At 67.1% G+C, this 16,601-nt stretch carries 17 protein-coding genes; 8 read left to right on the forward strand and 9 right to left on the reverse strand.

Going from position 1 to position 16,601, the window contains the following annotated elements:
• Window positions 1-192 precede the first annotated feature (192 nt).
• Window positions 193-1,179 carry a Bug family tripartite tricarboxylate transporter substrate binding protein gene (locus AC3FNH_RS22470; protein WP_488721607.1) on the reverse strand — a complete coding sequence of 329 codons (987 nt, stop codon included), beginning with the start codon at window positions 1,177-1,179 and terminating at the stop codon, window positions 193-195.
• A 99-nt stretch (window positions 1,180-1,278) separates the two neighbouring features.
• Entirely contained in the window at window positions 1,279-2,760 is a 1,482-nt protein-coding gene (locus tag AC3FNH_RS22475; RefSeq protein WP_488721608.1) for an amidase, read from the reverse strand.
• Window positions 2,761-2,898: 138 nt separating this feature from the next.
• Here AC3FNH_RS22475 and AC3FNH_RS22480 point away from each other — a divergent pair, with 138 nt between their 5' ends.
• Window positions 2,899-3,822, forward strand: a complete 924-nt coding sequence (locus AC3FNH_RS22480) for a LysR family transcriptional regulator (protein WP_488721609.1) — start codon at window positions 2,899-2,901, stop codon at window positions 3,820-3,822.
• 19 nt (window positions 3,823-3,841) lie between these two features.
• Here AC3FNH_RS22480 and AC3FNH_RS22485 read toward each other — a convergent pair whose 3' ends face one another.
• Window positions 3,842-4,276, reverse strand: a complete 435-nt coding sequence (locus AC3FNH_RS22485; protein WP_488721610.1) for a VOC family protein — start codon at window positions 4,274-4,276, stop codon at window positions 3,842-3,844.
• 149 nt (window positions 4,277-4,425) lie between these two features.
• Here AC3FNH_RS22485 and AC3FNH_RS22490 point away from each other — a divergent pair, with 149 nt between their 5' ends.
• Both AC3FNH_RS22490 and msrA read left to right on the forward strand, forming a co-directional pair.
• Window positions 4,426-5,313 (forward strand): LysR family transcriptional regulator, encoded by an 888-nt coding sequence (locus AC3FNH_RS22490; protein WP_488721611.1) that lies wholly within the window; start codon window positions 4,426-4,428, stop codon window positions 5,311-5,313.
• Between the two features lie 198 nt (window positions 5,314-5,511).
• Window positions 5,512-6,018 carry a peptide-methionine (S)-S-oxide reductase MsrA gene (gene msrA / locus AC3FNH_RS22495; protein WP_276101529.1) on the forward strand — a complete coding sequence of 169 codons (507 nt, stop codon included), beginning with the start codon at window positions 5,512-5,514 and terminating at the stop codon, window positions 6,016-6,018.
• Window positions 6,019-6,204: 186 nt separating this feature from the next.
• Here msrA and AC3FNH_RS22500 read toward each other — a convergent pair whose 3' ends face one another.
• The 3 genes from AC3FNH_RS22500 to AC3FNH_RS22510 all read right to left on the reverse strand — a co-directional run bounded on the left by AC3FNH_RS22500 (window position 6,205) and on the right by AC3FNH_RS22510 (window position 7,918).
• Window positions 6,205-6,522 (reverse strand): hypothetical protein, encoded by a 318-nt coding sequence (locus tag AC3FNH_RS22500; RefSeq protein WP_488721612.1) that lies wholly within the window; start codon window positions 6,520-6,522, stop codon window positions 6,205-6,207.
• Window positions 6,523-6,643: 121 nt separating this feature from the next.
• Window positions 6,644-6,769 (reverse strand): hypothetical protein, encoded by a 126-nt coding sequence (locus AC3FNH_RS22505; protein WP_276101531.1) that lies wholly within the window; start codon window positions 6,767-6,769, stop codon window positions 6,644-6,646.
• A 330-nt stretch (window positions 6,770-7,099) separates the two neighbouring features.
• Complete coding sequence (locus AC3FNH_RS22510; protein ID WP_488721613.1) at window positions 7,100-7,918, reverse strand: CDP-diacylglycerol diphosphatase; 819 nt, start codon at window positions 7,916-7,918, stop codon at window positions 7,100-7,102.
• 1,065 nt (window positions 7,919-8,983) lie between these two features.
• On the opposite strand from AC3FNH_RS22510, the gene phnC reads away from it, so the two are divergent.
• From phnC to AC3FNH_RS22535, 5 genes are all read left to right on the forward strand, one after another.
• A complete protein-coding gene (gene phnC, locus AC3FNH_RS22515) occupies window positions 8,984-9,829 on the forward strand; it encodes a phosphonate ABC transporter ATP-binding protein (RefSeq protein ID WP_488721614.1) in 846 nt (281 codons plus the stop codon).
• Between the two features lie 70 nt (window positions 9,830-9,899).
• On the forward strand, window positions 9,900-10,880 hold the full coding sequence (gene phnD / locus AC3FNH_RS22520; protein WP_488721615.1) for a phosphonate ABC transporter substrate-binding protein: 981 nt from the start codon (window positions 9,900-9,902) through the stop codon (window positions 10,878-10,880).
• A 104-nt stretch (window positions 10,881-10,984) separates the two neighbouring features.
• Complete coding sequence (phnE, locus tag AC3FNH_RS22525) at window positions 10,985-11,797, forward strand: phosphonate ABC transporter, permease protein PhnE (protein ID WP_488721616.1); 813 nt, start codon at window positions 10,985-10,987, stop codon at window positions 11,795-11,797.
• A gap of 37 nt (window positions 11,798-11,834) precedes the next feature.
• Window positions 11,835-12,371 (forward strand): phosphonate degradation HD-domain oxygenase, encoded by a 537-nt coding sequence (locus AC3FNH_RS22530; RefSeq protein ID WP_488721617.1) that lies wholly within the window; start codon window positions 11,835-11,837, stop codon window positions 12,369-12,371.
• Entirely contained in the window at window positions 12,368-12,823 is a 456-nt protein-coding gene (locus tag AC3FNH_RS22535; protein ID WP_488721618.1) for a GNAT family N-acetyltransferase, read from the forward strand. Before AC3FNH_RS22530 ends, AC3FNH_RS22535 begins: the two co-directional genes overlap by 4 nt.
• Before the next feature lie 70 nt (window positions 12,824-12,893).
• Here the strand turns inward: AC3FNH_RS22535 and AC3FNH_RS22540 are convergent, their stop codons facing one another.
• The 3 genes from AC3FNH_RS22540 to AC3FNH_RS22550 are packed head-to-tail and all read right to left on the reverse strand — an operon-like array spanning window position 12,894 to window position 16,577.
• Window positions 12,894-13,895, reverse strand: a complete 1,002-nt coding sequence (locus AC3FNH_RS22540) for a tripartite tricarboxylate transporter substrate binding protein (protein ID WP_488721619.1) — start codon at window positions 13,893-13,895, stop codon at window positions 12,894-12,896.
• A gap of 2 nt (window positions 13,896-13,897) precedes the next feature.
• Entirely contained in the window at window positions 13,898-15,229 is a 1,332-nt protein-coding gene (locus tag AC3FNH_RS22545; protein ID WP_488721665.1) for a DUF1254 domain-containing protein, read from the reverse strand.
• A 16-nt stretch (window positions 15,230-15,245) separates the two neighbouring features.
• On the reverse strand, window positions 15,246-16,577 hold the full coding sequence (locus AC3FNH_RS22550) for a DUF1254 domain-containing protein (protein WP_488721620.1): 1,332 nt from the start codon (window positions 16,575-16,577) through the stop codon (window positions 15,246-15,248).
• Window positions 16,578-16,601 lie beyond the last annotated feature (24 nt).

Raw genomic sequence — 16,601 nt, forward strand, 5'->3', positions numbered from 1 at the left:
ACATTTGAATCTGGCTATAAGCGGACATTAGAATCTGGCGCCAACAGCGATGCTACGCATAATCGGTCTTATGTTAAGTCGTTGGTGCGGGGCTTTAACCCCAATGCGGCCAGACGAGCTACCGCACCGGCCGCCCGTCGGCAGTCATCGTGTTCACGGTGTTCGGCACGTTCTTGCCGGCTCCCCGCCTCTCTACTCCGCGTGAATGTCCGCGCGCGCCGCCACCGCTCGCATCTCCGGCAGTTCCTTCTCGACGCGGGCCTTGATCGCCGCGCCATTGCCATAGGCCGGGGTCAAGCCCAGTTCGACCATGCGGGCCTTGGTTGAGGGCGCGTTGGCCACTTCCGCCAGCGCTTTTTCCAGCTTCTGCTGTACCGGTGCCGGCAGGCCAGCCGGTGCTATCAACGCAAACCAGGTGCCCATCTGGAAGCCGGGATAACCGCTTTCGGCCACGGTAGGCACCTGCGGCAACGCGGGCAGGCGCTGCGCCGACAGCACTGCCAGCGGCTTGATCTTGCCGCCCTTGATCAGCGGCAGGCTGGCAACCACGGTGTCCACCGCGACCTGGACCTGCCCGCCGGCCAGCGCCGTCAGGCTTGGCGCACTGCCGTTGAACGGCACGTGAACCATGCGCGTACCAGTGGCCGCCTTCAGCATCTCGCCACCAAAATGCACGGACGATCCGGCGCCGAACGAGCCATAGGAAAATTTGTCCGGATTTGCCTTTGCCTGTACCACCAGGTCTTTGAGCGAATTCACCGGGAGATCGGGGTTGGCGACCAGCACCAGGCTCATGTCGGCGACGAGCCCCAGGGGCGTAAAGCTCTTGATCGGGTCGTACGACAGGTTTTGCCGGATGGCCGGATTCAGCGTCAACGTGGTACTGGCGGCAAGAAGCAGCGTATAGCCATCGGGGGCGGCCTTGGCGACCTGCGCGGCGCCGACTACCGTGCTGGCGCCGGGCTTGTTCTCCACCACGACGGGCTGGCCAAGCTTCTCGGTCAGGCCCACCGCCAGCAAGCGGCCCAGCACGTCGGTCGCACCACCGGCGGCGAAGGGCACCACCAGCCGGATTGGCCGGTTGGGATAGGCCGGGCCCTGCGCCGCGGCCGGCGCGGTAGCCAGCACCATCGCCAGGCCGGCGCATGCAAGGAAAGATTTCGTGGGCGTTGCGGTCATCGGTTCAACTCCTGCCTGCGGCTTTTGGGGAAACGAGGGGAAGACGAAGCCATTCGGACGGCGGCTTGCCGCGCGCGGATCAACTCGAAGGTCCGGCGCCTACGCCAGCCAGGGGCTGCGCATGCGCGAGAAGCCACCCGCCTGGTCATAGGCATGGCCGAGCTGCAGCACCGCGGCGTCGGCCTGGGCGGGGCCGATGATCTGGATGCCGGCCGGCAGCCCCTGGCGACCGAAGCCCGCCGGCGCGGCCAGCGCGGGCAGGCCCGACATCGTCGCCGGCACCACGGCCTGCATCCAGCGGTGATACGTGTCCATGTCGCGGCCGTCGATGGCGTGCGGCCAGTCCAGTTCGGCCTGGAACGGGAAGACCTGTGCCGCCGGCATGACCAGGTAGTCGAAGCGCTCGAACAGCGCGCGCAGCGCCTGGTACCACGCACTGCGTACAGTCATGGCTTCATATACGCGCGATCCTGACAGGGCCAGCCCGCGTTCGATTTCCCAGGCGGCTTCCGGCTTGAGCTGTGCGCGCTTGACAGGGTCGCGGTAGAGCGCGCCATTGGCACCCGCGACGGCAAAGCTGCGCAGGTCGATCCATGCCTGCCACAAGCGCTCCAGGTCGAAGTCCGGCAGCGCGGCGTCGATCGTGCAGCCGAGCGTGCGCAGATGACCGAGCGACATGACGCAGGTATCGAGCAGGCCGGGCTCGGTCGGCAAATGGCCACCGAGGTCGCCGAGCCACCCGATGCGCACGCCGCTCCAGTCGCGCTCGGACGGCAGCGCAAAGCTGCCCGGTGCCTCGGCACGGCGTGTCAGCGGCAGGCGCGGGTCAAACCCGGCCTGTACCGACAACAACAGCGCCAGGTCCGGCACATTGCGCGCCATTGGCCCGGCCACGCTGAACTGCTGGAAGAAGACCTCCTCGGTCGGCCCGTGCGGCACGCAGCCAAACGAGGTGCGCAGGCCATACACATGGTTGAACGCGGCCGGCGTGCGCAGGGATCCCATCATGTCTGAGCCGTCGGCCACCGGCAGCATGCGCAGCGCCACCGCCACGGCCGCCCCGCCGCTGCTGCCGCCGGCCGAGCGTGACGGGTCCCAGGCGTTGCGGGTGGTGCCATAGACCGGGTTGTAGGTGTGCCCGCCCAGGCCGAACTCGGGCGAGTTGGTGCGGCCGACGAACAGTGCGCCGCCGGCGCGCATGCGCTCGAAGATCACGGCATCGGTCTGGCTGACCTGCCCGGCGAAGATCGGCGAGCCCTTGGTGGTCACCATGCCAGCCGCCGGCATGATGTCCTTGGGCGCCTGCGGGAACCCATGCAGCACGCCGCGGCTCGCGCCCCGGGCGAGTTCGCCGTCGAGGCCGGCGGCGTCCCGGCGCAGACGGTCACGGTCCACCGGCGCCACGATGGCATTGACGCGCGGATTGTGGCGGTCGATCTGTGCCAGACAGGCGTCGAGCACCTCCACGCACGACACCTCGCGCGCATGGATGGCCCGTGACAAGGCGACGGCGTCGAGCTCGAGGATGGAATCGGTCGGGTTGGCGGCTGGGGTGGCGGGGTTGCCCGTTGGCGCGTTCATGGAAGCCTGTCTCCTCTGCGTCCTGTCGTTGTCAGGAAAGAGCATAGGGGCGGCGTGGGTTTCCCACAATCGATGATTTTTTCAAATACCCTTTCCTAAAACGCAAACCTAAACCCCAACCACACGGAGCCCGAACCGATGCTGTCGCACCGCCTGCAGGACACCTCGCTGCGCCATTTCCTGGAAGTCGTCCGGACCGGGTCGCTGACCGAGGCGGCGCAGCGGCTCAATGTCACGGTGTCCGCGGTCAGCCGCCAGGTGGCGGCGCTGGAGGCCTTGCTGGGCGTGCCGCTGTTCGACCGCCGGCCGCGCGGCATGGTGGCCAGCGCCGCGGGCGAGCTGCTGGCCGCCTACGCCCTGCGTAATGCGCTGGAGGCGGATCGCGTGGTGACGGAGATCGCCGCGCTGCAGGGGCTGCGGCGCGGGCGCGTGCGGGTGGCCAGTTCGGCCGGTTTTGCCATCGAGTTCCTGCCGCGCGCCATTGCCGAATTCCGCGAACGCTACCCGGGGCTTCACTTCCACTTGCGCGTGGCGCCGCCGGCCGAGGTCACGGGCATCGTGCTGCATGGCGACGCCGATATCGGCATTACGTACAGCCGGGCTGCCGAGCAAGGCATTCGCGTCGAACACCGCCAGGCGGCGCCCGTGATCGCCATCATGCGGCCCGATCATCCGCTGGCGCGGTTTCGCAGCATCACGCTGGCCCAGATGCAGCCGTATGCGCTGGCGCTGCCGGAGGGCGACAACACCGTGCGGCAGCTTTTCGACATTGCGTGCGGCGAACGCGGCATCGCGTTCGAGCCGGTGCTGGTCAGCAACCAGTTCGAGACCCTGACCAGCTTCGTGCTGCACGGCGGCGGGCTGTCGATCTCGGGCGCGGTCACGGTCGGCGACCGCCTGCGCCGCGGCGAGCTGCATGCCGCGACGATCCGCGAACGCGGCATGAAAAGCCGCGCCATCGAGCTGCAGACCCTTGCCGGACGTACCCTGCCCGACGGCGTGCGCACCTTCCTCAGCTTCTTGCGCGACCAGTTGGTGGCCGAAGCCGGGGTCGCGTCCTGAGGGCGTCCGCCCCGCTCCCCTACTTCGCGAACAGCGAGGACATGTCGGAAAACGCCTTCAGTTCCAGCGCATTGCCCGACGGGTCCAGGAAGAACATGGTGGCCTGCTCGCCCACCTCGCCCTTGAAGCGGATGTGCGGCTCGATGACGAATTCCACGCCGGCCGCGCGCAGCCGGTCGGCCGCGGCTTGCCAGGCCTCCATCGACAGCACCGCGCCGAAGTGGCGCACGGGCACGGCATGGCCGTCAACGGCGCTGGTGCCATGGTGGCCGCACTCATCGGGCGCCAGGTGCGCCACGATCTGGTGGCCGTAGAAGTTGAAATCGATCCATGCATCCGAACTGCGACCTTCGGGGCAGCCGAGCAGCTCGCCATAGAACTCGCGCGCGCTGGCAAGGTTATGGACCGGGAAGGCCAGGTGGAACGGGGGCAGGACGGCGGCGTGTGCGCTCATGGCTTGGGGCTCTCGAGAATTGGAGGGATGTCGGGCGGCGCAGGCAGTGCCTGGGACCAGCCTTCACACGGGCCAAGTCTATGCATGACGAATCATGATGAAAAGCGATATATTTTCAGGCTGAGCAACATGAAATTCGATCAATCGGCATGCTGCGAGAGCTACGCACCTTTATCGCCGTCGCCCGCCACGGCACTTTTGCAGGGGCTGGCGCGCGGATTGGCCTGACCCAGTCAGCGGTCAGCGCGCAGATCCACCGGCTCGAAGAGGAGCTGGGTTTTCCGCTGTTCGACCGCACCGGGCGCTCGGCCCGGCTCAACGCGGCTGGTCAGGACACGCTGGCGCTGGCCGAGGAGCTGGTCGCGCTGTATGAACGGATCGGCCACCAGGGTCCCGACGCACAAGGCGGCATGGTGCGCATTGGCGCCATCGCATCGGCGCAGGTCACTTTCCTGCCCGATGCCATTGCCCGCTTCCGCGCCGAACTGCCGGGCTGCCGCGTGCGCATGGTGCCGGGCGTATCGCTGAGCCTGCTGGGCCAGGTCGATGCCGGGGACATCGATATCGCGGTGCTGATCCGCCCGCCCTACGCGCTGCCTGCCGAACTGGACTGGCGCCCGCTGCTGCGCGAGCCGTTCGAATTGCTGGTGCCGGCCGCGATGGCAGGCTGCTGCCACTGGCGCGAGGCCATCGAGTCGGCGCCGTTCATCCGCTATGACCGCGGCTCGTTCGGTGGCCGGCTGGTCGACCAGTTCCTGCGCCAGCATCGCGTGGTGGTGCAGGAAGCGATCGAACTCGATGAACTGGAAGGTATCGTGCAGCTCGTGGCGCGCGGGCTGGGTGTCGGGCTGTCCCCGCGCACGTTTGCAGCGGGCAAATGCGGGAAAGGGCCGCCGGGCGTCGTGGCGCTGCCGCTGGGCGCGGACACGTTCTACCGCGAAGTCGGCCTGGTCGAGCGTGCGCCCCACAGCCGCCAGCCCGTTGCCAGCCGGCTGGCGGAGCGCATTGCCGAAGCCGCTACTGCGCTGGCCGGATAGCGCTACGGTGCCAGGGCAGCCCGCTGCTGCGCTTGAGCTGGAATGCCACTGACATGAGAGAAATCCCGACCCAAGCCTGTCCCGTCGGCCAACCTTGCGGAACATCGTTGCCCTCCAATGAAGGACAATGTGCAAACGCCCCGCGAGAGCCTGCTCCGCCGGGGCCAGGCAACGCAACAGAACGAAAAGGACCCAGCCATGACCACCCAATCCGAAATCGCAATCCTGGCCGGCGGCTGTTTCTGGGGCATGCAGGACCTGCTGCGGCGGTATCCGGGCGTGCTGACCACGCGCGTGGGCTACACGGGCGGCGATGTGCCCAACGCCACCTACCGCAACCACGGTACCCATGCGGAAGCGATCGAGATCGTCTTCGACCCACAGCAGATCAGCTATCGCCAGATCCTGGAGTTCTTCTTCCAGATCCACGACCCGACCACAAGAAACCGCCAGGGTAACGACGTCGGCACCAGCTACCGTTCGGCCATTTTCTATCGGGATGATGCCCAGAAGCAGGCAGCGGAAGACACAATTGCCGATGTCGAGCACTCAGGCCTGTGGCCCGGCAAGGTCGTGACGGAGGTCGTACCCGCGGGCCCGTTCTGGGAAGCCGAGCCGGAACACCAGGATTACCTGGAACGCTACCCTAACGGCTACACCTGCCATTTCATCCGGCCGGGCTGGAAACTGCCGAAGCGCGGTTGATGGCGCCACGATCGCGTTCTGCGGATGCGCAGCAGCGGGAACCCATCGGACACATCGAGCCGCCGGGCCACCTCGCCGCTGGCGGCAATGGCCGTGGATTCGCAAACCAGCTCCAATGGCATGACACATCTCCCGCCACGCGGCGCGAGATGTGCCGTGATCTCGATGGCTCGCGGCGCCAGCCACCTAATCAATCGCACGGAACTGCGCGCATAGCCCGAACACGTCTTCCGACAGCGCAATCTGCTTCGCCTTGGCGTAGCGGGTTGCGAGCTTCATCAGCTCCTTGATGTCGCGCGCGCTCGCCTTCGGGTAGGTAGCGGTCAGCGCATTGACCAACTCCCCGGACAGCGATGTACCGCACTGTTCGGCCTGGAGGCGCCAGAGACGCTCCACGTGGCGAATGCGCAAGACCGGCCACGGCAGCAACACGCCATCGCGACTGCGCTGGTACAGCCAGCCGTCAATGGCATCGCTCGACAGATAGGCGATCAGCCCCGCCACCAGCATCTCGAGGCCGGGGATGGTCCGTGCCTGCGGTGCGAGATAGGGTCATGTGGTGATATGTAATATATCACTATGTTCCGCGCATGGCGATCTCTGGCAGGTCAGGCCGCCGCGAGCCTCAATGCGTGAGGTCCTGCTGGTAGACGACGCGTTGCCCGTCGGCGTTGGCCGCAGCCACGGCCTCGATGGCCGCGCTTTCAGGGAGCGGCCCGGTCAGGCTCAGTTCGATTTGGTCGCCAGACATCGGGCGTGCGATCAGGAGTCGCTTGTCATGTTGGCAGTACAGCGCAAAGCTGATGCCACGCCGAACCGCATGGGTTGCACCCGCACAGAACCGGCTGATGCAGATCGGGCAATCCCAGTGCCAGGCCTCTGGGGCGGACTCCGGTGCATGGGCGTAGCACTGGATGAATTGTGATGGTGTCGCCATGAATACCCCGTGCTCTCGGGTCGGATCCCCACCAGCGTAGAACATCGGCGCCGGTGGCGTGGCGATTTTCTCGGGATCGTTTGACCGGACACCACCCCATGTCCGCCCGGGCGCCACACGGCTGGCGCGGGACCGCCTGCCACGTCACTGCGTTCGGCCAAGCCGGCATGCCCGGTCAAGGAAATCGCTGGCGTGGCCGGTGCTCCCCGACGCGGCATCCACCGGCTGATCCACGACCAGGAATCCGGACCGGCCGTCCTGGCGCGACACGTAGGTAACAAACACACCGCGGTCCGTGACCCGCCCCGTTTGCGGAAGACTTGTCCGGACGGCGTCGAACGCATTGAAGCGCAATGTGTCGTCGGAAGACGGGATCAGCACCGCGCGCACCGGCTTGCCCTGGAATCGGAACTCGGCCCAGCCCTCGCTTGCCTGGCCGGCGTGATCGGCAATGAACGCGCGCGCGGCCTCGCTGATGCAGTCGAGGTGGATATGAAGCTGGTCCTGGCTGCGCGATGCACGGGAGTTCACCGCCAGGCCGACCAGATTGTCGGGCACGCGCTTGCCGATGGCCTTGCTGACGATGTCGCGCGCCTCCCAGCCGAACGCCCACTGGTTCCCGGTTCCACTTTCCCACAGCGCAGGATCGTCTACGCCGGTCACTTTATGGTCGGGGATCACGAGGTAATGGCTGGGGCCGAGGGCGTCCTTGTACAGCACCAGGCCGCGTTCGCGGTCGACGACCGCACAATCCGCATGGCGCTCCCGTTCCGGGACCAGGCAGCGCTCCTGCACGTGCTGCCACAGGCTGTCGCGCGTCATGCCCGGCAGCCACAGATCGTCCTGGCGGCATTGCGCGGTCAGCGCCAGCGTCGAAAGCGCAAGCAGTGCAGCCCCCAGCATGCCGCGGCGCAGCCACGGGCGGCGGGATTCGGTCTTCCGGTCGGGAGGGAAGGCAGGCATGGCGGCAATGGTCGCATGGCAACGGCAAGCAACCTGAATAACACCATGCCGTGACGCCGCCATGACTGGCGAAGATGCACCCGCCATGCGAACTCGAAGTCATGGATCGCCGCGTGGCGCGCCAGGGTCGACGCCCGGCTTGAACCATTGTCCCCAGTAGGCTTCGACCTGTTCGACCAGCGCCGGCGGGAGCCCACGTAGTGTTCGACGGCCGCGTCGGCCTGCCCTTCGCGCCGGTCAGGCGCACCTGCCCCGCGCCAACGCCGTCGAGATTGACCACCGGCACCACGCCCCCCCACGACCAGCGGGAATTGCGCCAGGCCTGCGGCCTGCAATTAGAACCGCACGATATCGAACACACGGATACGGACCATGGCGGGACCTCCGCTTATTGTTCGTGTTTGAGCGTCCGCGGTCATGCCGTTGCAAAGGACACACCGACCGCACCGTCCCGCCTGCGGCCGGCTGGCAATGTTCCGGCGCAATGGGGGTGGGGATGCGTATTTGACTAGAAGATTGTATGCGCTGGATGCGCCGACGGACGTGCAATCCGCACGCGTGGCATGCGAAAGCGCGATGGTCTTGTGGCCATCGTCGTTCCGGATCGGTCTTCTGCGCACTGCAGCGGTGCGCAGCTGGCAATGCAGTGGACTAGTACCGACCGTACCGGCCGCCGTAGAAAGAGCCGCTGCGCGGATTGGAAATGATGAATGCGCGGCTTCGCGCCCAGGTTTGCGCCGCGAGGAAGACTTCGGGCTCGCGCTGGCTCCAGTCGCTCACCATCAGCGGGGCTGCCCCGTCTTCCGACGTTGGGTAAACAGCCGCCCTGTGAAGGGCGGCCCGTCCGGGAGTGCCCGGTACGGTGATCATACGAATCGTCACGCGCATCAGCGATTGCATAGAAGCCGGATTGAGGATGATTCTGGAAAGCGATTATGACGGTTGCGTGACGAAATTCAACTACGCGTTTTCCCCTTCCACGGCTCGCCGCAAGCGCTGCAATCGTCATCGTTCTGTCACGGGTTGCCGCGAGAATGCGTTCGTCATTCAAGCAAGGGAATCGAGATGATGCATGCCATCGAAGTGCGCGGCCTGACCAAGTCGTTCCGCGCAGACCGCAAGGCGCTTGACGATGTCACGCTGCACGTCGCGCCCGGTGAAATGGTTGCCCTGCTGGGCGCCTCGGGCTCCGGCAAGTCAACGCTGCTGCGCCACATTGCCGGCTTCGTTACCGGCGATGCCCACGCCGGCGAAATCCTCGTGAACGGCCGTGCCGTCCAGCGCAACGGACGCCTCGCGGGCGACGTGCGCAGCGTGCGCTCGGAGATCGGCTTCGTGTTCCAGCAGTTCAACCTGGTCGGGCGCTTGCCGGTCATGACCAACGTGCTGGCCGGCATGCTGTCGCGGCTGCCGAAATGGCGCAGCCTGTTGCGCCTGTTCCGGGCCGACGAGATCCAGGCAGGACTCGATGCCCTCGCCCAGGTTGGTATAGACGACTATGCGTTCCAGCGTGCCTCGACGCTGTCGGGCGGCCAGCAGCAGCGCGCCGCCATCGCCCGCACGCTGGTGCAGAACGCGCGCGTGATCCTGGCAGACGAGCCGATTGCCTCGCTGGACCCGGAATCGTCGCGCCGCGTGATGTCCTTGCTGGCGCAGATCAACCGCACGCGCCAGGTCGCCGTGGTGGTGTCGCTGCACCAGGTGGACGTGGCGATGCGTTACTGCCCGCGCGTGGTCGCGCTGCGCCATGGCAAGGTCGTCTACGACGGCCCGTCCGCGGCGCTCACGCCCGACATGCTCCGCGACCTGTACGGCACCGAGGCGGAAGAACTGCTGCACGACACGCTCGCCACTGAGCCGCAAGGCGTGCCCGTTCCCGCCCTGGCAACCATGAAGCTTGCGACGGCCTGACGGCTGTCGCGCCACGCGTTCCGTTCTTTTTCCAGACGTTCCCCAACTCGAATTCCAACCGGAGTCACCCATGCTTCGCAGAACCTTTCTCGCCGTGGTTGCATCGGGCGTAGTCGCCCTGCCCGCTTTTGCGCAGGACGCCAAGAGCCTGAACATCGGCTTCATCTCGACGGAATCGTCGTCGAACCTGAAATCGGCCTGGCAGCCGGTGATCGATGACCTCAGCAAAACGCTCGGCGTTACCGTCAAGCCGTTCTTTGCGTCGGACTACGCTGGCATCATCGAAGGCATGCGCTTCAACAAGGTCCAGATCGCCTGGTTCGGCAACAAGTCGGCCATGGAAGCCGTGGACCGCGCCAACGGCGAGGTGTTCGCCTCCGTGATCGACAAGGACGGCAACCCGGGCTACTGGTCGCTGCTGATCGTCAGCAAGGACAGCGACATCAAGAGCGTGGAAGACGTCATCAAGCACGGCAAGGAACTGAGCTATGGTGCCGGCGACCCGAACTCCACCTCCGGCACCGCTGTGCCGGGCTATTACCTGTGGGCCGCCCACAAGGTCGAGCCGAAGACCCTGTTCAAGGCCGTGCGTATCAGCAACCACGAGACCAACCTGCTCTCCGTGCTGAACAAGCAGGTGGACGTGGCCGTGAACAACACCGAGAACTTCGAGCGCTATCGTATCAACACGGGCAAGAACCCGTATGACATGGTCCGCGTGCTGTGGAAGTCCCCGCTGATCCCGGCAGACCCGCTGGTCTACCGCAAGGACCTGCCGGCCGACCTGAAAAAGAAGATCCAGACCTTCTTCGTCAACTACGGCAAAGGCGCCGACGCCGCGCGCGAGAAGCAGGTGCTGGCCACGCTGACCTACCAGGGCTTCCGTCCGTCCACCGACGCGCAGCTCGTCCCGATCCGCCAGATTGAACTGGCCAAGGAAAAGGCGCGCATCGAAACCGATACCACGCTGGCCGCAGCGGACAAGCAGAAGCAGCTTGCCGACGTGTCGCGCCGCCTGGCCGAGCTCGACAAGGCTGTCAGCACCCAGTAACCGCGCTCAACCTCCCGCTTGCGGCTGGCGCACGCCTGTGCTGCCAGCCGCCGCCATGCCTCCCGCCTTTTCTCGCCTTTTCTCGCCACACCGGATTGTCCCCCATGACCGTCACCACCAGGCACGCCCTGCCGCTCTCCCCGAACAGCCAGGCCCGGCCGCCGCGCACTCCGCTTTCCGTGATGCTGGTCTGGGCAATCGTGCTGGCCATGCTTGCCCTGTCGTGGAACGGCGCCGACATGCGCCCGCTGGACCTGCTGCGCGACTCCGGCAACATGGCGCGGTTTGCCGCGGACTTCTTCCCGCCCGATTTCCGCGACTGGCGCCACTATCTCGAAGAAATGGTCGTGACCGTGCAGATCGCGGTATGGGGTACGGCCATGGCCGTCTTCATGGCGGTGCCGCTCGGCCTGCTGTGCTCGGCCAATATCGTGCCGGCGTGGGTCTACCAGCCGGCGCGCCGCGTCATGGATGCATGCCGCGCCATCAACGAGATGGTCTTCGCCATGCTGTTCATCGTGGCGGTCGGGCTGGGTCCCTTTGCCGGCGTGCTGGCCCTTTGGATCCACACCACGGGCGTGCTGGCCAAGCTCTTCGCCGAGGCCGTCGAAGCCATCGACCCGGGTCCCGTCGAAGGCGTGCGCGCCACCGGTGCGGGCCCGCTGGAAGAGATCGTCTACGGCGTCATTCCGCAGGTGCTGCCGCTGTGGCTGTCGTTCGCGCTGTACCGCTTCGAGTCGAATGTGCGCTCGGCTTCGGTGGTGGGGATCGTCGGCGCGGGCGGTATCGGCACCGTGCTGTGGGAGATCATCCGCAGCTTCCAGTACGGCCAGACCTGCGCCGTGATGATCATCATCATCGTGTTTGTGACGGCGATTGACGTCGTATCGGCACAGATCCGCAAGGTACTGGTCTGACCGACACTAACCCCAAGCGCACCCATTGCAGAATTCCATGCTGACCCTGCCCCGCATCGAATCCCTGTTCACCAGCCACGGCACCGCCTACTACGGCGGCGAGGCGATCAGCCAGACCGCGCATGCGCTCCAGTGCGCGCAACTGGCCGAGCAGGCCAGCGAACCCGAGCCGCTGATCATTGCAGCGTTGCTGCATGATGTCGGCCACCTGATGCTGGCCGAAAGCAGCACCACCGACATGCGCCACCAGGAAGCCGCCGCGGATGCACTGGCGGCGCTCTTCGGCCCGGACGTGACTGAGCCCGTCCGCCTGCACGTGGCCGCCAAGCGCTACCTGTGCGCGGTGGATGCCGGCTATTTCGGCACGCTGTCCGAGGCCTCGGTCCACAGCCTTGCGCTGCAGGGCGGACCCTACGATGCCTCCCAGGCGAGCGCATTCGCGGCGGCCCCGTACGCCGACGCCGCCGTACGCCTGCGCCGCTACGATGACCTGGCGAAAGTCGTGGATCTGCCCACGCCGCCGCTCGCGCACTACCTGGACATGGCCGCGCGCTGCGCGCGTCCCGCGGCATGAGCGATCCGGTGCCGAGCTTGCGCGAGGTGCAAGGCAGCGACGAGGAGCTTCGGCAGCTCGCCGCCCTGCTCGCGACCATGGACGACGAGCCGGAGCTTGCGCTGGCCACCATGCGCGAACGCTATGCGACGATGCAGCGCTTCCCGTTCTACCGCTGCTACCTGATGGTCGATGCGGAGGATCGCCCGCTTGGCACGTTCAGCCTGATGCTGTTCCCGACCATGGTCCACGACGGACGCCCGGAAGCGATTGTCGAAGGCGTTGTGGTCGCGCCCGCCGCGCGCGGCACGGGCGTCGGCAAGGCCATGATGCACGAAGCCATGCGGATCGCGCGCGAGGCCGGCGCGTGCAAGCTGGCCCTTTCTTCCAACGCGCGGCGCCTGCGCACGCACGATTTCTATCGGAGCCTGGGGTTCACCGAGCACGGCATCAGCTTCAGCACGGCGCTGTAGGCGCCGGGCCGGCTGCTCGTCGCTGCCCTGCCAAGCGCCTGTGTGCGGAGTGCGAGCGGCGTGCGTGCGGCTACTCCAGCACCACGCCGCTGGCCTTGATCACCGTCGCCCACTTGCGCACTTCCGCGTCGATGAAGCCCGCGAAGCCAGCGCTGTCCACCGGCTCGGGCTGCAATCCCAGCGCCGCCAGCTTGTTGCGCAGATCCGCGCCGGACAGCACGGCGCTGGCATCCTGGTTGATCTGTCGCACGATGGCGGCGGGCGTGCCGGCCGGCGCCATCAGGCCGAACCAGCCGTAGCCGATCACGCCGGGATAGCCCTGCTCGACGAAGGTGGGCGCATCGGGATAGACCGGCGTGCGCTGCTCCGAAGCGACCGCCAGCACCCGCAGCTTGCCTGCCTTGATAAATGGCAGCGCCGTCGTGATGGCGGTCAGCGTGGCATCCACGCGGCCGGCCAGCAGTTCGGTGTAGGCGGTGGCATCGCCGCGGTAGTGCACGTTCAGCACCTTGAACTTCGCCTGCGCGCCAAGCAGTTCCGCCGTCAGGTGCGGCCCGGACCCGGCGCCGGGCGACGCAAAGGTGACGCCTTGCGCCCTGGCACGGGCCAGCTTCACGAAATCCGCGACCGAGCGCGCCGGCGAGTCTGCCTTGACGATCAGGAACACCGGGCCGACCACGCGCGGCCCGACCGCGACGAAATCCCTGTGGATGTCGTATTGCTGTGGCAGCCCGGCCGCCGTATTGATGGCAAACGGCGCGGCGGCCCACAGCAGCGTGTAGCCGTCGGGAGTGGCGCGCGCCAGCGTTTCGTTGGCCACCCGGGTGCCGGCGCCGGGCTTGTTCTCGACCACGAACTGCTGCCCGTACTTGCGGCTCAGCGCTTCGGCCAGCAGCCGTGCCGAGGTGTCGTTGGACCCGCCGGGACCATAGGGGGAAATCAGCCGCACCGTGCGCGCCGGATACGCTTGCGCCCGTGCTGCCAGCGGCGCCAGCGCGGGCGCCGCACCCAGCAGCATCAGGCCACGCAGGCGTGCCAGCATGGCCCTGCGCGATATCGTGTCAGCAGTCATCGTCATGCCTCCGTGGCCTGGATGCCCGGATACGGGAAGGTCTTGCCGAGGTGCGCCTCGCCCGGCACGTAGAGCCGCAGGGCCACGTAGAAGGGCCCCGCCGGCGCCGGCAGCCAGTTGCCGTGGCGTGCCGCGTCGCGCGGCGCGGCGGCACCCAGGTGCAAGCGCAGGCTGCCGTCCGGCTCATAGCGCAGGCTGGGCGAGCGGTCGCCCAGTGAATAGCGGCCGATCGGGTTTTCCACCAGCATGCAGTCGCCCTTGTCGTACATGGTCAGCGACCAGAACGCGCCCACCTGCGGCAGCTGGCCAGCGCGAAACACCAGCTCGTGCGCTTCGTTGCCGTCGAGCGGGCGGCCGTGTGCGTCGCAGTCAGCGATGATGTACATGGCCTCGTCCATGCCCAGCGCGCCGATGTAGTTGCGCGCCACCTGGGCGCGCTCGGCATAGCGCGTGCCGAACGACTCGCCGATCTCGACCGGCAGGCTCCAGCCGCCGCCAAGCGCGGATGGCACCGGCCGGGCCAGCTCGTCCAGCACCTGCTCCATGGCAGCGGCCAGCAGCGCCACCTGTTTATCGTCCAGCGGCATGCCCTCGCAGGCGGTACCGAGGCCAACCGCCGCGAAGGATTTCACGGTCGTCGCCTCGTCCGCTGGCGGCGGGTTCTCGCGCAGCGCGCGGTTCACCACTTCGGCATAGCGCCGCACCTGTTGCGCCGACGCGCCGAGGTGTTCGCTGGGCAGCATGCCGACGTCGTACGCGCGCACCGCGTCGCCGCCGTCCGGCAGCGTCAGCCGGAAGCGGTCCTGCAGCGCATGCACCGCGGGCAGGTCGTCAGGGCCGTCCACCAGCAGCCTGCCCAGCAGCCACAACGCATCGGTCGGACAGGCGATGGCGGTGGCGCCAGCCGGCGCTTCGCCCTGCCAGCCGGGACCGTGCAGCAGGAAGCGCCCGGCCTGCGTGCCGGTGGTGCGGCTGCCGATGTAGGCAAACGGGTTGGTATAGAAATCGAGCAGCCCGAGCACGTAGTAGCGTCCGGCGCTGTCCGGCACTTCCAGCAGCAGCGGCCCCTGCGACAGGTCGAGCCAGGCGTTGCTGTACAGCGTGTCGTTGTTGGGCGTGACCACCTGCCGGTGCTGCGGGCCCAGCAGCTGGCGCGTGTGGAAGAACTGGTTGACCCAGCGCAGCGTGCCGTCGGGGCGCTCGTCGGCAAAGGCGCCTTCACGGCGGCGGCGCGGGCAGGTGGCGGCGCGCATGCGCGCCATTTCGTAGAGCGGCAGCGTGTACAGCACGGCCTCGCGGACCAGCGCGGGCGTATGGAAATCGGCGGATGGCATCATGGAATCTCGCTCCTCAGGCAATCCGGCGCACCGGCGGAATGCGGTACTCGCCCGCGATAAAGGCCGGCGCGGGATGGTACAGGCGCAGGATCAGGTAGAACGGGCCCGCGGGAGCGGGCAGCCAGTTGCCGGCCTGTTCGGCCTGTTCGGGGCGCCGGTGCGAGATCGGGATGACCAGGCTGCCGTCTGCCTCCATGCGCAGGCCCGGCGTGCGGTCGCCCAGGGCATAGCGGCCGATCTCGTTGGCGCTGAAGAAACGGTCCTCGCCGTATAAGGACACCGACCAGAACGCCTGCGCCGGCGGCAGCATGCCGGGCGGGAAGCGCAGTTCATACGCGTGCGCGCCATGCAGCGGCTCGCTGTCGGCATCGAAATCGGCCATCGCATAGATGGCCTCGTCGGCGCGCAGCGCACCGAGGCCCTTCATCGCGGTGCAGGCGCGCTGCAGCCAGTCATCGCCATAGACGCCCAGCTTCAGGCTGTAGCCCCAGCTCTTGCGGCCCTGGCTGCGCGTATGCGCCTCGATCAGCTGCATGGCCTGGCGATACGCATTCTCCAGGCCGGCGCGGACCTCCGCGCGCAATGCCGTGACGTCGATCTCGCCCTCCAGCTTGAGGCCGGCCTTGCGCAGCAGCGTGAACGCGCCCAGTTCGCGCTCGCTGGGCGGATACTCCCGCAGTGCGTTGAACAGGTTCTGGAAGAAGTCGAGCGCCTCGTTGCCGGTATCGCACCATGCGCGTACGCATTGCGGCATCGTCTTGTCCGGCGCGTCGAGCGCAAAGCCGCTTTCGAACGCATGGGCCGCGGCCAGGTCGTCGGCGCCCTGTACCAGCACGCGCCCCAGCAGCCACACCAGCGAGGTCGGGCAGGCCACGACATGCTCGCCTTCGGCGTGCTGGCCGGGACCGACCAGCGTCACGGTTCCACCTTCGGCCGGCACGTTGCGCGGACCCAGGTTCTCGAAGTTGTTGGTCCAGGCATCCAGCAGCTCCACCACGTAGTACCGGTCGCGCTGTGGGTCACACTTCGGCAGCGGCGGCACGCGCAGCGTGACCGGTCCGTCGGCCAGGTTGGCCCAACCGCAGAAGTACAACAGGTCATTGGCAGGCGTGACGACATCGCGGTCTTCATGCGTCCACTGGCGCTCGCTCGCCGACAGCGTGTTGACCGGGGCGCGGCCATAGGCGGTGGCCTGGCTGACCGCGGTCTGCACCTTGCAAGTACGGATCGTTTCGACCAGCGGATAGCCATAAATCACCAGCGGTATGGCGGCGGCGGCCGCCAGCGCTTCCTGGCTGGAGCTGTAGACGGGTGCGGCGAACAACTGTGGTGCGGGATGGTTCATGAGGGCTCCGAAAATGGGCGGACA

The organism is Cupriavidus sp. 22TCCZM01-5, assembly GCF_057798915.1.

What these genes read in the sequence shown, in the direction of transcription:
- AC3FNH_RS22550 (WP_488721620.1), bottom strand. Translation starts at nt 16,577, where the DNA reads ATGAACCATCCCGCACCACAGTTGTTCGCCGCACCCGTCTACAGCTCC.
- phnD (WP_488721615.1), top strand. Translation starts at nt 9,900, where the DNA reads ATGCTTCGCAGAACCTTTCTCGCCGTGGTTGCATCGGGCGTAGTCGCC.
- AC3FNH_RS22485 (WP_488721610.1), bottom strand. Translation starts at nt 4,276, where the DNA reads ATGAGCGCACACGCCGCCGTCCTGCCCCCGTTCCACCTGGCCTTCCCG.
- phnE (WP_488721616.1), top strand. Translation starts at nt 10,985, where the DNA reads ATGACCGTCACCACCAGGCACGCCCTGCCGCTCTCCCCGAACAGCCAG.
- AC3FNH_RS22530 (WP_488721617.1), top strand. Translation starts at nt 11,835, where the DNA reads ATGCTGACCCTGCCCCGCATCGAATCCCTGTTCACCAGCCACGGCACC.
- AC3FNH_RS22480 (WP_488721609.1), top strand. Translation starts at nt 2,899, where the DNA reads ATGCTGTCGCACCGCCTGCAGGACACCTCGCTGCGCCATTTCCTGGAA.
- AC3FNH_RS22475 (WP_488721608.1), bottom strand. Translation starts at nt 2,760, where the DNA reads ATGAACGCGCCAACGGGCAACCCCGCCACCCCAGCCGCCAACCCGACC.
- AC3FNH_RS22540 (WP_488721619.1), bottom strand. Translation starts at nt 13,895, where the DNA reads ATGACTGCTGACACGATATCGCGCAGGGCCATGCTGGCACGCCTGCGT.
- phnC (WP_488721614.1), top strand. Translation starts at nt 8,984, where the DNA reads ATGATGCATGCCATCGAAGTGCGCGGCCTGACCAAGTCGTTCCGCGCA.
- AC3FNH_RS22535 (WP_488721618.1), top strand. Translation starts at nt 12,368, where the DNA reads ATGAGCGATCCGGTGCCGAGCTTGCGCGAGGTGCAAGGCAGCGACGAG.
- AC3FNH_RS22545 (WP_488721665.1), bottom strand. Translation starts at nt 15,229, where the DNA reads ATGCCATCCGCCGATTTCCATACGCCCGCGCTGGTCCGCGAGGCCGTG.
- AC3FNH_RS22505 (WP_276101531.1), bottom strand. Translation starts at nt 6,769, where the DNA reads ATGTCTGGCGACCAAATCGAACTGAGCCTGACCGGGCCGCTCCCTGAA.
- AC3FNH_RS22510 (WP_488721613.1), bottom strand. Translation starts at nt 7,918, where the DNA reads ATGCCTGCCTTCCCTCCCGACCGGAAGACCGAATCCCGCCGCCCGTGG.
- AC3FNH_RS22490 (WP_488721611.1), top strand. Translation starts at nt 4,426, where the DNA reads ATGCTGCGAGAGCTACGCACCTTTATCGCCGTCGCCCGCCACGGCACT.
- AC3FNH_RS22470 (WP_488721607.1), bottom strand. Translation starts at nt 1,179, where the DNA reads ATGACCGCAACGCCCACGAAATCTTTCCTTGCATGCGCCGGCCTGGCG.
- msrA (WP_276101529.1), top strand. Translation starts at nt 5,512, where the DNA reads ATGACCACCCAATCCGAAATCGCAATCCTGGCCGGCGGCTGTTTCTGG.